This is a genomic window from Lysobacter sp. Root667 (genome assembly GCF_001427715.1).
Classification (GTDB): domain Bacteria; phylum Pseudomonadota; class Gammaproteobacteria; order Xanthomonadales; family Xanthomonadaceae; genus Lysobacter.
In genome coordinates, this window is record NZ_LMHF01000009.1 from 80,195 (window position 1) to 94,504 (window position 14,310).

The window sequence follows — 14,310 nt, forward strand, 5'->3', positions numbered from 1 at the left end:
ATCGACGCTCGCACCGTCTACCGCATGGGCGCGACCGCGGCCTACGCCGCTCTAGCCCTGGGCGAAACACGCTACGCAGGCGCGGCGCTCCCTCATAATCCGCCCATGCTGCCCGCGTCCCTCTCCTCGATCGCCCCGTCGACCTACGCGCTGATCGCCGCCGCCTACCTGATCGGGTCCCTGTCCGGCAGCCTGCTGCTGGGGCGCCTGCGCGGCGTCGACATCCGCCAGCAGGGCAGCGGCAATGCCGGCGGCACCAATGCGTTTCGCACCCAGGGTTGGCGCTTCGCGCTGGGCGTGGTCGCGATCGATATCGGCAAAGGCGCGCTGGTGGCCTGGCTGGCGCTGCGCTACGCGCCGGTCGCCGGTGCGCTGAGCGTGACCGCCCACGGCTACGCCGCGGCGTTCGCGGCGGTGATCGGCCATGTCTGGCCGTTATGGCACGGCTTCCGTGGCGGCAAGGGCGCGGCGACCGCGGTCGGCGGCCTGCTGGTGCTGTGGCCGTACGGAATTCCGCTGCTGCTGATCGTATGGATCGCGACCGTCGTGCTCAGCGGCTATGTCGGCCTGGCGACGGTGCTGGCGGCGTTGTGCCTGCCGCTGCTGGCCTGGTGGAGCGACGCCGGCGAGCCGCGTCTGTGGTTCGCGTGCGCGGTCGCGCTGCTGATCGTCTACACCCATCGCGGCAACCTCGCGCGCCTGCGCGCCGGCACCGAGGCGCGCTTCGCGCGTGCGCGGCTGCTGCATCGTCTGCGCCGCAGCTGATGGACGAGCGCGCGTTGCTGCAACGGTTGATCGCCGGCCCGGCCTCGGGCGATGCGCTCGCGCGCGCGTCCGGCCAGACCCGCGCCGCGGTGTGGAAACGGATCGAAGCCTTGCGCGAAGCCGGGGTCGCGATCGAAGCCAAGCCCGGCCGCGGCTACGCACTGAGCCAGCCGCTGGATCTGCTCGACGCCGACGCGATCGCCGCGGCCCTGCCCGCGAGCGAACGCGCGCGTCTGGCCCAGATCGAAGTCGCCTGGAGCATCGATTCCACCAACAGCGAACTCCTGCGCCGGACCACGCCGGCGCAGGGCGCCGCGGTGCTGTTGGCCGAGCGCCAGACCGGCGGCCGCGGCCGTCGCGGGCGCGAATGGGCCTCGCCGTTGGCCGCGCATCTGTATCTGTCGTTGTCGCGTCAGTTCGGTGGCGGGCTGGCGCGGCTGGGAGGGCTGAGCCTGGTCGCCGGCATCGCCGCGGTCGAGGCCCTGCATGGTCTGGGCTACGAAGGCGTGCGCCTGAAATGGCCGAACGACCTGGTCGTAGTCGACCCGCAAGGGCTGCGCAAACTCGGTGGGCTGCTGATCGAGGGCGGCGGCGAACACGCCGGCCCGGCGCGCGCAGTGATCGGCTTGGGCCTCAACGTGCGCATGCCGGCGGCCGCCGCGGCGGCCATCGATCAACCCTGGTGCGATCTGAGCATGCTCTGCAACGGTGCCGCGCCCGCGCGCAATGCGATCGCGGCCGCGGTCCTAGCGCGCCTGCTGCCGGCGCTGGACGAATTCGATGGCGCGGGCCTGGCTCCGTTCCTGCCGCGCTATGCCGCGTTGGACGCGCTCGCGGGTGCGGCGGTCGCGGTGCTCGGCGGTAACGGCCAGCGTCAGGACGGCATCGCGATCGGCCTGGCCGACGACGGTGCCCTGCGCCTGCGCCTGGACGACGGCACGGTGCAGAATTTCCATGCCGGCGAAGTCAGCGTGCGCCGCGCGCCCGGAGCGAACGCATGAGCGCCTGGCTGTTCGATCTCGGCAACACCCGCCTCAAATGCGCGCCGCTGCGCGCGGACGGCCGCCCCGGAGCAGCCGTGGCGCTGTCGCACCGCGAGGAGGATGTCGCCGTCGCGCTCGCGCAGGCGCTGCCCGAACGCATCGATGTCGCCTATCTGGCCAGCGTGGCCTCGCCCAGCCTGCGCCTGGCGGTGCTGGAGGCGCTGACCGCGCGCTGCGCGCGGATCGCGATCGCACGCACCCAGCCGCGCCTGGGCGAGGTCCGCATCGCCTATGCCGACCCGCGCAAGCTCGGCGTCGATCGCTTCCTGGCCCTGCTGGGCGCGCGCGCGCGCGGCGAAGGCGCGGCGCTGGTCTGCGGCGTCGGCACCGCCCTGACCGTTGACTTGATCGATGCCGACGGCCGCCATCTCGGCGGCCGCATCGCGCCATCGCCGACCCTGATGCGCGAGGCGTTGCACGCGCGCGCCTCGCAACTGCCGGAAACCGGCGGCGACTACGTCGATTTCGCAAGCGACACCGAAGACGCCCTGGCTTCGGGCTGCGACGGCGCGGCGCTGGCCCTGATCGAACGCAGCCTAGCCGCCGCCGGCCAGCGCCTGGGCGGGCCGCCGCGGCTGCTGCTGCACGGCGGCGGCGCCGACGCCCTGCATCCGCAGCTGGCCGAGGCCGCCCTGGCCCCGACCCTGGTGCTGGACGGACTGGCGATCTGGGCCGCGGTGGAGCGGGTCGCGACCGATCCGGCCGGCGCGGCGGCGGCCGGCACCACCGCCTGATCCCCGCGCGGCGCCGTCCAGGCAACTCGCGGGTGCTGCCGGCCGGGCTTCCTGCCTAGAATCGGGCCGTACCCCGCCCGGATACGGCCCATGCTGCTGCGCGCCCTGATCGTCCTGTTGCTGGTGCTGAACCTGGGCGTCGCCGTGTGGTGGTGGCAGCGCGCTCCGGCGCCCGCCGCGGCCGCGACGGTTCTGTCGGGGGTCGCGCCCTTGCGGCTGGTCGGCGAAACCGGGCCGCGGCCGCGTATCGCCGCCAAGCCGGCGCTGCCGGCGGCGACCATCGCCCAGGCCTTGCCTGCCGTCGCCAGCGCGGAAGCCGCGCCGGCGCCCTCGGCGCCGCCGGCGAACTGATCGCGGCGCTGCGGTTCCGGCGGAGCCGCTCGAACCCGTCCGGCCGTTCGAGTCGACACGCCGGCGTCGACGCAGCTGCGTCCATGCCGATACTTCGTCCGCGCTTGCGAACTTCGGTCCGGACGTGTCGCCGAGAGGCGGCGGGTGAGCGTCGAGCCGGCGCGCCAGCCGATGTCGCCGTTGCGACAACGCCGACATGACGAACGTCACCGCGATGCGTCAATGCACACGGCGAATATGACGCGCGTCGCAACGTGCGCGTCCGATCCGCGCGCGAACCGTGAGCGCGTGAGCTGGCCGGCTTAGAATCGCGCCATGCTGGTCCGCGCGCTGCTCGTTCTGTTGTTGATGCTCAACCTCGGCGTGACCGCGTGGTGGGGACTGCGCACGCCGCCGGCGTCGTCGGCGCCCGCCGCATCGCAACTGGGCGTGGCGCGCCTGCAACTGTTGGCCGAACGCGATGCGCCGGCCCGGTCGGTTGCCGAACCGGCGGCGCCGAACGCATCGGCCGCGGCCTTGCGCGACGCCACCACGCCGCCGCCAAGCGCCGCAACAGCGACACCGCCGCCCGCACCCGCACCGCCGCCGGTTGCCGCCGCGACCGAGGCCCCCGCCGCCGAAACCTCCGCGCCGCTCGCCAAAACCACGCGCTGCTATAGCTTCGGCCCATTCGAGAACGCGGATATGGCGTCGTCCGCGCGCCGCTACCTGCAGCCGCTGGCGCAGCGCATCGCGATGCGCGAACAGCGCACCGCGCCGGCGCGCGGCTGGCGCGTGGTGCTGCCGCCGCAGCCCTCGCGCGAACAGGCGCAAGCGCTGGCGCAACGCATCGCCGCGGCCGGTTTCAACGATTACTTCGTGGTCGCCGACGGTGCCGAGGCCAATGCGATCGCGCTCGGCCGCTACCGCACCGAGGACGCCGCGCGCAAACGCGCGCAGAGCCTCAATGCCGCCGGTTTCGCCGCCCAGGCCGAACCGCTGGGCGACGCGCGCGCCAGCACCTGGCTGGACGTGGCCGCAGGCGAAGGCTTCGATCCCGATGCCGCCCAGGCCGCGATCGCGATCCAGCGCCGCAGCCTGGACTGCGCCAAGATGCGTTGATTCGCGCCGCGACGCCCGACCCCGGATCGCCCAAAGCCCGCCATCGGGCTCGCGCGCGGGATAGAATGGCGCGATCGCCGGCATAGCTCAGTTGGTAGAGCAACCGCCTTGTAAGCGGTAGGTCGTCAGTTCGATTCTGACTGCCGGCACCATAGGCGATCCCATGGATATCCCGCCGCGTCTGTGGGCATAAGAACCTCGCGACCTGCGGGGTTTTTTTATGGCCGAGCGCTGAGGCGTCTCATGGCGCCCGATGCCGCCTTATCGCTGCGGCGATGCAGAACCCAGCGACCATGCATCGTCCATTCGACGGCGAAGGCCTCCATTGGGAGGAGATCGCCCCATCTCGCAGCAAGGGCGAAAGCAGCGATCGTGCGGCTCTCCCGGGCTTTCACCTGCCATCACGCGCCCCAAGGCTAGGGTAATCGGCAGCTCTCCGGATGAGAGGTCGGCGTGAACAGTTTCTTGACGTCGCCGCAGCGGCCCTGGATCGACCGAACGGCCATGGCGCTACTGGTCGGGATCACGGCTTGGTTGTCGCTCACGCTGGCGCGCGGCCCTGGGGAGCTGGCCGCCATCTGGATAGGCAACGGCATCTTCACCGGCTGGCTGTTGGCCAGGCCCACTTCGATATGGCGGGGCTACGTACTGCAGGGATTGGCCGCCGATATCGTCGCGCAGCTCGTCGCCGGCTATTCGGTGCTGCATGCCGCGTCGATGGGAATCAGCGATCTCATCGAAGTGCTCATCGTCGCCGTCGTCGTCAGACATCTGGTGCCCGACGTCGGCGATCCGAAGCGCTGGATCAGTCTGGGCGGTATCGCCATCGCCAGCACGCTCGTAGCCTGCGCGGTGTCCGGCCTGCTGGGGGCGTCGATCACCTCGGCCGTACACGGCAATTCGCTGGCGATGAACTTCATCAGCTGGTTCGCCGCGCATGTCGTGGGCATGGTGATCGTCGCGACGTCCACCTTGGTGGTGCTTCGCGAAGGCCTGGATTTCGCCGGTGCGCCCGGCCGGCGCTGGGCCTTTCTGGCCAGCATGCTGCTGCTGGCCGGAGTCAGCGTCGCCGTCTTCAATTCCCGCTACCCCGTGCTGTTCATGGCCTATCCGCCGCTGCTGCTGGGGGCGTTCCGGCACCGTTTCGCGGGCGTGGCCGCCGGCGTGATCCTGCTCGCGATCGTGGGCAGCGTCGCCACGACTATGGGCCGGGGGCCGCTCTGGCTGGTGCAGGACATCGGCGCCACGGGACGTATCGCGCTGCTGCAGCTCTATATCGCGGGCGGCTGTCTGATGACCATTCCCGTCGCCTTGGCCATGGCCGAGCGCAAGCGGCTGACCGCCCGCGTCCGCGAGAGCGAGCACCGCTATCGCATGCTCGCCGACTATTCTCACGATGTGATCGTGCGCATGCGCGCCGATGGCGAGCGGCTCTACGTATCGCCGTCGGCCAAGGACATTCTGGGCTGGTCGCCCGACGAAATGCTCGGTTCGCGCTGGGACCTCGTCCACCCGGACGATCGCGACCGCCAGAAGAGCGCCATGGCGGAGGTCATCGCATCGGGCCAGGCCAAGACCGCGATCTATCGCGTGCGTCACAAGGACGGGCACTACGTCTGGGTGGAGGCGGTCACCCGGCCGATCCCCAGCGCGGACCGGGCCGGTGAGCTGGACATCATCTATGCCGGCCGCGATGTGACCCGGCGTGTCGTCGCCGAGCGGGCGCTGGAGGAAAGCCGGCTGGAACTGGAGCGTCTGGCCCGGGTCGACACGCTCACGGACGTGGCGAATCGGCGTCAGTTCGACGAGTACCTCTCGCTCACGCTGAAGAAGATGAGGCGTCAGGGATTTTCGGTCGCATTGATGTACCTCGACGTCGACCATTTCAAGCGTGTCAACGACAACCATGGCCATGCCGCCGGGGATGAGATCCTGCGCGTATTCGCGCGACGGCTGCTCGGCAGCGTGCGCAGTACCGATCTGGTGGCGCGCCTGGGCGGCGACGAGTTCGCGGTCGTCATCGAGGACGCGATGCTGCCGGAAGCGGCCGAGGTCATCGCGCGAAAGTTGATCAAGGCGATGCAGGTCCCGATAGCGGTCGACGACCAGCGCCTGGCTGTCACGACCAGCGTCGGGATCGCGTATTCGAGCGCGCCGATCGACGTTGCGGCATTGATGTCCGCGGCGGATTCGGCGCTATACGAGGCCAAGAAGGCGGGACGCAACACGTATCGCGTGCAAGCCATCGTCGATCCTTCGTCGTTGTGCGACTAGTCGGCCCGAAACCGGAGTCTGCGTACCGGATGCCGGTGCCAGCCGCCGACCGGCCGGCACCGTTTGGATCCAGAAACGACCGCTGCGGCATATCCCTGACCGGCGCCGGCGATGGCCAGACCAGCTCCTGGATCGCGATGACAGGCCGGGATATCGCGGAAGGATTAGAATGCGGGCATCGTCGGCGGCCGCAGCGGCCCTGTTGCGGCGATCGCGCGGTGCCGCGGGCATCGTCCGCGTTCACCTATCGATGCCGCGCGCTCGTCCGTCAGCCAGCGCGGCCAGAGGATTCTCTATGAGTCGTACCTATCCCCCGGTTTCCTTGATCGGCGCGCCCACCGATGTCGGCGCCGGGCACCGCGGCGCACGGCTGGGGCCGGAAGCCCTGCGCATCGCCGGTCTCGGCGAGGCCCTGGTCAAGCGCGGCGTCGACGTGGTGGACCGCGGCAACCTGGACGGTCCGCGCAATCCCTGGCAGAAGCCGGTCGAGGGCTACCGCCATCTGCCCGAAGTGGTGGCCTGGAACCGGCTGGTAATGGACGCGGTCGCGGCGGAACTGCGCGACGGACGCATGCCGATCCTGCTCGGCGGCGATCACTGCCTGGGCCTGGGTTCGATCACCGCCGTCGCGCGCCACTGCCGCGAAACCGGCAAGCAGCTGCGCGTGCTGTGGCTGGATGCGCACGCCGACTTCAACACCAGCCAGGTCACGCCCTCGGGCAACGTCCATGGCATGCCGGTCGCCTGTTTGTGCGGCATCGGTCCGGAGGCCCTGACCACGCTGGGCGGCGAGGCGCCGGCGATGCGCGCCGAGGACATTCGTCAGATCGGCATCCGCTCGGTCGATCCGGGCGAGAAGCAGCTGATCAAGGAACACGGCCTGGACGTGTACGACATGCGCTACATCGACGAGATCGGCATGAAGCGGGTGATGGAGGAGGCGCTGGAAGGCATCGACGACAACACCCATCTGCATGTCAGTTTCGACGTGGATTTCCTCGACCCCAGCATCGCTCCGGGCGTGGGCACCACGGTGCCGGGCGGTCCGAACTATCGCGAAGCCCAGCTGGTGATGGAGATGATCGCCGACAGCGGCCGCTTGGCCTCGCTGGACATCGTCGAGCTCAACCCGGTGCTGGACAAGCGCAACCGCACCGCGAAGCTGTCGGTGGACCTGGTCGAGAGCTTGTTCGGCAAATCGACGCTGATGCGCGACTGAACGCGACCGGCCAACGGATGAACCGCGGCGGGCGGAAAACAAGCGATTCCACACCGGCTTCACGCCGTCTCAAGTCTCATTTCATCAAGGTCGCGCCGCTGGACAACGCGTCCGAACGGGTTGCCGACCGGTTCTACCGACCAAGGAGAATTCAATGAAGCGTCTGACTGCCCTGTTGCTGCTCGCCCTGTTTTCGATGGGCATCCTGACCGCCTGCAACACCGTTGCCGGCGCCGGCAAGGACGTGCAGAAAGCCGGCGAAAAGGTCGAGCAAAAGGCCGAGGAAGTGCGCGACGGCAAGTAATCGCGCCGCGGTTTTCGCGAATCGGAAAGGCCGGAGCGATCCGGCCTTTCTCTTTTTTTCTTTCTGTTCGCGCCGTTTCGTGCGCGCATTCATCTGGGGCCGCGCTCGGGCGGCTGAAGCGTTCATCGCGTTCACCGACATCAAGGCACGCATAACGCAATCGCGACCTTGCGCGAATGTCGTTCTTGCGATGCTGCGCAAACGATGCCGACAACAGGCATCGTCACCCCCAAAACGAGATCGAGGACTGACTCATGAACAAAGACATCATCGCGGGCAAGTGGACTCAGCTGAAGGGCCAGGCCCAGGCTAAGTGGGGCGATCTCACCGATGACGTATTCGACGTGGCGCAGGGCGATTCCAAATACCTCGCCGGCAAGCTGCAGGAGCGTTACGGCTGGGAGCGCGATCGCGCCGAGAAGGAAGTGCGCGACTTCGAGAAGACCTTGAACTGACGATCTCGACCGACTAAGCCGGCTGTAGCGCCGATCACGGCGCGCAGGCGGCAGGACCACCGATGAATGGGCCGGGTGCGAACCCGGCCCATTCGTTTGCGTTCACCAGCGCGGCGGGTCGGCGACGAAGCCGCTCGGGAACGCGCGCGGTTCGTCGTTGCGGTAGCCCGGATAACGCGGATAGCGAGGCAGCACGCCACGCGCGACCAGGGTGTCGTAATCGTCGTAGCGCAACTGGCTGACCTGGGACGGCGAGCGCGAGGCGCGCACGAAACCGGTCTGCGATACCGGCGACCATTCGCGCATGCCGTGACCGGTGCCGATCGATTGCGTGGCCATCGCGTCGCTGACCGCTTCGGCCGCAGCCGGTGCGGAAGACTTGGCGGCGCCGTCGTTGCCGGCGCGCTGGCGGCGCTCGAGTTCGCGCTCGCCGCGTGCGATCGGCGCCGGGTAGTCGTAGCGGTAGACCGGACGCGCTTCCTGGAACACCGCTACTCCGATCACGCCGACGTTGTCGGGCCGACCGGTGCGCGCGGCGTAGCTGTCGGGCAGGTCGGTGAACACGAACTGGGCGACGTCCTCCAGCGACTTGCGCCAGCCGTTGATCTCGGTGCTCTGCCAGGGCTCCAGCACATAGCCGGCCTGCGAGGGATGCGCGTCCTGGCCGGTCACGGCGTTGACGCCGTCGATCGACAGCACCACCAGCACGCGCTGATCGCTGGTGTTGGTCAGGCGCACGGCGTAGCGGTGGCCGGGAGCGCCGGCGATCCACTGCTGGCCGCGGTGCGGGTAGGCGGGCAGCCAGTCGCCCGAGTCGCGATCGATCACGGACACGTCGACCAGGGGGCGCGCGGACAGCGGCGCGCAGGCGGTGGCGATCAGGGCGCCGACCAGCAAGACGAGGGAGCGGAACATAGCGGGTTCTCCGGTGTGGGCACTGCTGCGAACGCGCCGGCGCCGGGCGTGGGGTTAAGCGGCGGCACACGCGGCTGGCGCGTTGGCGGCCGCTCAGGTTCGCGGCCCCGGCCTGGCCGGCCGCAGTGGCCGAATTCAGCGGGTAAACTGGGCGGCCATGCTCCATCCTGGCCCGCAATGACCCCGACCCGCGTCCTGACCGGCATCACCACGTCCGGCACCCCCCATCTCGGAAACTACGTCGGCGCGATCCGGCCGGCGGTGGCCGCCAGTCGCACGCCGGGCGTGGAAAGCTTCTATTTCCTCGCCGACCTGCACGCGCTGATCAAGGTGCAGGAACCCGAACGGGTGCAGCGCTCGACGCTGGAGATCGCCGCGTCCTGGCTGGCCTGCGGGCTGGAGCCGGACAAGGTCTGGTTCTATCGCCAGAGCGAGATCGTCGAGATCCCCGAACTGGCCTGGTTCCTGACCTGCGTCGCCGGCAAGGGCATTCTCAACCGCGCCCACGCCTACAAGGCCGCGGTCGACCGCAACCGCGCCGAAGGCGAGGACGACGACGCCGCGATCAACGCCGGCTTGTTCATGTACCCGGTGCTGATGGCCGCCGACATCCTGGTGTTCAACGCGCACAAGGTACCGGTGGGCCGCGACCAGGTTCAGCACATCGAGATGGCGCGCGACTTCGCCCAGCGCTTCAATCATCTGTACGGCGAGCATTTCGTGCTGCCGGAAGCGGCGATCGAGGAGCACGTGGCGACCTTGCCGGGTCTGGACGGCCGCAAGATGAGCAAGAGCTACGACAACACCATTCCGCTGTTCGCGCCGCGCGAGACGCTGAAGAAGCTGATCTATTCCATCGTCACCGATTCGCGCGCGCCCGGCGAGCCCAAGGACGCCGACGCGTCCAACGTGTTCCAGCTGTACCAGGCCTTCGCCAGCGGCGCCGAGACCGAGCGGATGCGCGCGGCGTTCGCCGACGGCATCGCCTGGGGCGAGGCCAAGCAGGCGCTGTTCGAACGCATCGACGCCGAAGTCGCGCCGCTGCGCGAGAAGTACGAGGCGCTGATCGCCAAGCCGGCCGAGATCGAGGCCATCCTGCGCGACGGCGCGCAGCGCGTGCGCGCGACCCACGGCGTGCCGTTCATGCAGACCCTGCGTGCGGCGGTCGGCTTGCGCGATCTGTCGCAGGTGGTCGCGGGCGCGGCCAAGAAGACCGCCAAGAGCACGGCGCCGACCTTCAAGCAGTACCGCGAGAGCGACGGCAAGTTCTACTTCAAGCTGGTCGATGGCGACCGCGTACTGCTGCAGAGCGTCGGGCACGAGTCGGCGCGCACCGCCGGCCAGTTGATCGGACGTCTCAAGCAGGAAGGCGGCGCTGCCTTGCATGGCGCTGAAGCCGCGGCGGTGCATGCGGGCGAGGACTTGATCGGGCACCTGCACGAAGGCGTGGAGTTGGCCGAGGTGATCGAGGCGTTGGCGCAGTTCGCGGTCGAGGAAGGCTGAGGCGTATTCGGCACTCTCCCGCAGGCGGGAAAGGGCTGAGGCCGTGCATGCGCGAGCGCGTGCGACGCGCCGGCGTCGTCGCCAATCGCGGGTGGGCGGCCTAGACTGGACGCTCCACCGCTAGCGGACCCGCGCCCATGACCGACGGCATCGTCACCATCGACACCGGCTTCCATCGCCCGGCCTTCGATGCCGCCTATCTGATCGTCGAGCAGGGCCGCGGTGCCTTCGTCGATTGCGGCACCCAGCATTCGGTGCCGGCGCTGCTCGCCGCGCTGGCGGCGCAGGGGCTGGCGCCCGAGGACGTCGACTGGCTGATCCTGACCCACGTCCATCTCGACCATGCCGGCGGCGCCGGTGCGCTGATGCGGCGGCTGCCGAACGCGCGCCTGGCCGTGCATCCGCGTGGCGCGCCGCACATGATCGATCCTTCGCGTCTGGTCGCCGGCGCCACCGCGGTCTACGGCGCCGAGGAAATCGCGCGCAGCTACGGCGAGATCCTGCCGGTCGCGGCCGAGCGTGTCGTCGTGGCCGGCGACGGTCATGTCATCGATCTGGCCGGTCGCCCGCTGCTGTGCGTGGACACGCCCGGGCACGCCCGCCATCACCTGTGCCTGTGGGACGAGCGCAGCCGCAGCTGGTTCACCGGCGATACCTTCGGCCTGTCCTATCGCGAGTTCGACAGCGCGCGCGGTGCGTTGGCGATTCCGACCAGCACGCCGGTGCAGTTCGAACCCGAAGCGCTGCAGGCTTCGATCCGCAAGCTGCTCGCGCGCGAACCGCAGACCATGCGGCTCACCCACTACGGCCCGGTCGGCGACGTCGCCCGGCTCGCCGACGATCTGTTGGCGCAGATCGATGCGATGGTTGCGCTGGCGCGCGCGGCCGACGGCCACGCCGACCGCCACGCGCGCCTGGTCGCCTCGCTGGGCGAGCTGTACGTCGCGCGCGCGGCCGCACATGGCAGCGCGATGGACGCCGGGCAGGTACGGGCGTTGCTGGCGGTCGACATCGAACTCAATGCCCAGGGTCTGGAGGTCTGGCTGGACCGGGCGTCGGCGCCCCGATTGACTCGATCGGGCGCGGGTTCAGTTGCCTGAACGACTCCTGGCTTAACCGGGGTATTACCGGCCCGGCAGCTGTGAGGGCGGTCACAAGACGGCGTTTCCCGGGACGGTAGCCTGCAAGGGTCTCCCCGGTACCCCCCATGTCCCTTGCCCGCCTACGCGCCGTTCCGGCGCCCGCCGACGAGGCTCAGCGCCAGGACGCGCTCGACGCCTACGCGGTGGTAGACACCGTTTCCGAACAGGCTTACGACGATCTCGTGCGCCTGGCGGCGACGCTGTGCGACGCGCCGGCGGCGGCTATCTCGTTGATCGATCGCGACCGCCAGTGGTTCAAGGCGCGGGTCGGACTGGACCAGTCGCAGACGCCGCGCGCGTTGGCGATCTGCGATCACGCGATCCGCACCCCGGGCCAGACCTTGGTCGTGCGCGACGTCGCCGACGATCCGCGCTTCAGCACCCGCGTGGTCAGCATCGAAGGCCGTCCGCTGCGCTTCTACGCCGGCGTACCGCTGATGAGCCCCGACGGCCACGCGCTGGGTACGATCTGTGTGCTCGACAGCCAGCCGCGCGAATTGCGTCCGGCCCAGCGCGACGGCCTGGAAGTGCTGGCGCGCCAGACCCAGCACCTGCTCGAACTGCGCCGTTACGCGCTGGAGCAGCGGCGCCTGCTCAACGAACGCGAAGCCTTCGCGCGCCGGCTCGAGGACGCGCAGGCCGACCTGCAGCGTCGCCACGACGAGCTGCAGTACAGCGCCAGCCACGACGCGCTGACCGGCTTGCTCAATCGCGCGGCGCTGGCGCAGCTGCGCGAAAGTCCGCAGGCGATACGCCGCCTGGAAAGCGCGCCCTATGCCTTGCTGCTGCTCGACGTCGATCACTTCAAGCTGGTCAACGACCGTTACGGCCATCTGCTCGGCGATCGCGCCCTGCGCGCGGTGGCCGACGCGGTCGCGTCCTCGGTGCGCCAAGGCGACATCGCCGTGCGCTACGGCGGCGAGGAGTTCCTGATCGTGCTGCCGGACACGCGCCTGGCGCAGTCCTTCGAAATCGCCGAGCGCATCCGCGAACGGGTGGCGCGCTCGTCGCTGCCGTTCGCGCTGTCGGTGTCGGTGGGCCTGGCCGCGGGCGAGCCCGGCCGCGACACGCCCGAGCGCGTGTTCGATCGCGCCGATCAGGCCCTGTACCGGGCCAAGAACCTGGGTCGCGACCGCGTGGTCGCCGACGACACCCCGCAGCGCGAATAGCGCTTGCCGGCCCGCGGGGGCAGGAGCAGACTGCGTTTGCGCACAGGCGCAGGCGGCGGCAGGCGGAGCCGGGCCGCGATCGCAGTCCGCGTAGCCGGACAAGGGACGTCGAGCACGCGCTTCTCCGAGGGCGTGTCATGCCCAGATACATCATCGAACGCGACCTGGTCGGCGCCGGCGCGCTCAGCGGCGCCGAGCTGCAAGCGATCGCGCGTAAATCCTGCGAGGTGCTGGATGGCCTGGGGCCGAAAGTGCAGTGGCAGGAGTCGTTCGTGACCGACGACAAGATCTACTGCGTCTACATCGCGCCCGACGAGGCCAGCATCCGCCGCCATGGCGAACTCGGCGGTTTTCCGGTCACGCGCGTGGCGCAGGTGAAAAACGTGATCGGTCCGACCACGGCGGAGAGCGCTGCGGCTTGAACGCGCTGCGGTTTGCAAACGCTGTGGTTTGAAGGTGCCGTGGTTGAAGCGGCGCGATCCAGGCTCGCTGCCGGCGCGCGCCGGCGGGGCGGGTGCGGCCGATGCGATCAGTCCCAGACCTTGGGCGGGGCGCCGCGTTCGGGGTGCTTCATGCGCACCACGCAGAAGCGGTGGCCGGTCGGCGCTTCCATCACCCACCAACGTTTGACGAACTTGATCTTCTTCGCGCCGAGGCGTTCCAGGCGCGCGGCCTCGGCATCGATGTCGTCGGACTCGATGTCCAGGTGCACGCGCGAGGCGTGGTTCACCTTCTGCACTTCCACCTGCAACTCGCCCGGTGCGTTGCGCAGCTCGACGTAGCTGGCGCCGTCGTCGTCGTAGGCCTCGCCCAGCGGCAGGCCGAGCGCATTGCTCCAGAAGCCGGCGGCGCGGTCGACGTCGCCGGTCTCGCAATCGATGATGAAACCGGCCAGGCGGCTGCGGTGGGTCATGGAGTGGCCTCGTCGTGGGCGGCGATCGGCTGCCCGAACTGGAGCAGGTAGCCGTTGTTGTCGTAGACGGCGAACTCGCGCATGCCGTAGCCGAAGACCTCGATCGGATAACACACGCGCGCGGTGTCCTGGAGCCTGCGCCACCAGCCGTCGACATCGTCGGTACGCAGGTAGAGCGAGCCGGTGAACGCGGGCGCGGTATCGCCTTCGTGCGCGTTGAGGCCGCTGAGCATCAGTTCGATGCCGTCGCGCGCGAGCGCGGCCCAGCCCTCGGCGGCGGCGCCGCCCTGGCGTTGGAAGCCCAGGACGTCGGTGTAGAACGCGATCGATGCGGGCAGGTCGGGCGTGCGCAGCATCGGCGTCAGCGCGAGCAGGCTCACGACGCGCCGTGCTCGCGCGCGTGCGTGGCCGGTGCTCGCGCC

16 protein-coding genes and 1 tRNA gene are annotated in these 14,310 nt (G+C 69.7%); 14 read left to right on the forward strand and 3 right to left on the reverse strand.

The genetic code is table 11. The features are described from left to right. Positions 1-105 precede the first annotated feature (105 nt). The 10 genes from plsY (at position 106) to ASD78_RS04105 (ending at position 8,246) form a co-directional block, all read left to right on the forward strand. Positions 106-765 (forward strand): glycerol-3-phosphate 1-O-acyltransferase PlsY, encoded by a 660-nt coding sequence (gene plsY / locus ASD78_RS04060; protein WP_055909110.1) that lies wholly within the window; start codon positions 106-108, stop codon positions 763-765. Beyond that, complete coding sequence (gene birA / locus ASD78_RS04065) at positions 765-1,766, forward strand: bifunctional biotin--[acetyl-CoA-carboxylase] ligase/biotin operon repressor BirA (RefSeq protein WP_056098574.1); 1,002 nt, start codon at positions 765-767, stop codon at positions 1,764-1,766. The genes plsY and birA overlap by 1 nt, the downstream gene beginning before the upstream one ends. Beyond that, positions 1,763-2,542, forward strand: a complete 780-nt coding sequence (locus ASD78_RS04070) for a type III pantothenate kinase (protein WP_056098575.1) — start codon at positions 1,763-1,765, stop codon at positions 2,540-2,542. The genes birA and ASD78_RS04070 overlap by 4 nt, the downstream gene beginning before the upstream one ends. A 90-nt stretch (positions 2,543-2,632) precedes the next feature. Continuing rightward, positions 2,633-2,893 (forward strand): hypothetical protein, encoded by a 261-nt coding sequence (locus ASD78_RS04075; RefSeq protein WP_055909102.1) that lies wholly within the window; start codon positions 2,633-2,635, stop codon positions 2,891-2,893. A gap of 315 nt (positions 2,894-3,208) precedes the next feature. Then, positions 3,209-3,994 (forward strand): SPOR domain-containing protein, encoded by a 786-nt coding sequence (locus tag ASD78_RS04080; protein ID WP_056098577.1) that lies wholly within the window; start codon positions 3,209-3,211, stop codon positions 3,992-3,994. A gap of 76 nt (positions 3,995-4,070) precedes the next feature. Then, a tRNA-Thr gene (locus ASD78_RS04085) sits at positions 4,071-4,146 on the forward strand. A gap of 301 nt (positions 4,147-4,447) precedes the next feature. Beyond that, positions 4,448-6,268, forward strand: coding sequence for a sensor domain-containing diguanylate cyclase (locus tag ASD78_RS04090; RefSeq protein WP_156087577.1), 1,821 nt, complete (start codon positions 4,448-4,450; stop codon positions 6,266-6,268). 295 nt (positions 6,269-6,563) lie between these two features. Beyond that, entirely contained in the window at positions 6,564-7,487 is a 924-nt protein-coding gene (gene rocF / locus ASD78_RS04095; protein WP_055909077.1) for an arginase, read from the forward strand. A gap of 154 nt (positions 7,488-7,641) precedes the next feature. Then, positions 7,642-7,791, forward strand: coding sequence for an entericidin A/B family lipoprotein (locus ASD78_RS04100; protein WP_055909076.1), 150 nt, complete (start codon positions 7,642-7,644; stop codon positions 7,789-7,791). A 254-nt stretch (positions 7,792-8,045) separates the two neighbouring features. After that, entirely contained in the window at positions 8,046-8,246 is a 201-nt protein-coding gene (locus ASD78_RS04105; RefSeq protein WP_055909073.1) for a CsbD family protein, read from the forward strand. A gap of 102 nt (positions 8,247-8,348) precedes the next feature. Here ASD78_RS04105 and ASD78_RS04110 read toward each other — a convergent pair whose 3' ends face one another. Further along, on the reverse strand, positions 8,349-9,161 hold the full coding sequence (locus ASD78_RS04110) for a hypothetical protein (protein ID WP_056098580.1): 813 nt from the start codon (positions 9,159-9,161) through the stop codon (positions 8,349-8,351). 177 nt (positions 9,162-9,338) lie between these two features. Here ASD78_RS04110 and ASD78_RS04115 point away from each other — a divergent pair, with 177 nt between their 5' ends. From ASD78_RS04115 to ASD78_RS04130, 4 genes are all read left to right on the forward strand, one after another. After that, positions 9,339-10,664, forward strand: coding sequence for a tryptophan--tRNA ligase (locus tag ASD78_RS04115; protein WP_055909052.1), 1,326 nt, complete (start codon positions 9,339-9,341; stop codon positions 10,662-10,664). A 137-nt stretch (positions 10,665-10,801) separates the two neighbouring features. After that, the gene (locus tag ASD78_RS04120) at positions 10,802-11,764 is read left to right on the forward strand and encodes an MBL fold metallo-hydrolase (protein ID WP_056098582.1); all 963 of its coding nucleotides are present in this window, start codon (positions 10,802-10,804) and stop codon (positions 11,762-11,764) included. Positions 11,765-11,871: 107 nt separating this feature from the next. Further along, a complete protein-coding gene (locus tag ASD78_RS04125; protein ID WP_056098584.1) occupies positions 11,872-12,975 on the forward strand; it encodes a sensor domain-containing diguanylate cyclase in 1,104 nt (367 codons plus the stop codon). 137 nt (positions 12,976-13,112) lie between these two features. Continuing rightward, entirely contained in the window at positions 13,113-13,397 is a 285-nt protein-coding gene (locus ASD78_RS04130; RefSeq protein WP_055909042.1) for a DUF4242 domain-containing protein, read from the forward strand. 107 nt (positions 13,398-13,504) lie between these two features. Here ASD78_RS04130 and ASD78_RS04135 read toward each other — a convergent pair whose 3' ends face one another. Both ASD78_RS04135 and ASD78_RS04140 read right to left on the reverse strand, forming a co-directional pair. Beyond that, entirely contained in the window at positions 13,505-13,888 is a 384-nt protein-coding gene (locus ASD78_RS04135; protein ID WP_056098585.1) for a VOC family protein, read from the reverse strand. After that, entirely contained in the window at positions 13,885-14,268 is a 384-nt protein-coding gene (locus ASD78_RS04140) for a VOC family protein (RefSeq protein WP_056098587.1), read from the reverse strand. The genes ASD78_RS04135 and ASD78_RS04140 overlap by 4 nt, the downstream gene beginning before the upstream one ends. Between the last annotated feature and the right edge of the window lie 42 nt (positions 14,269-14,310).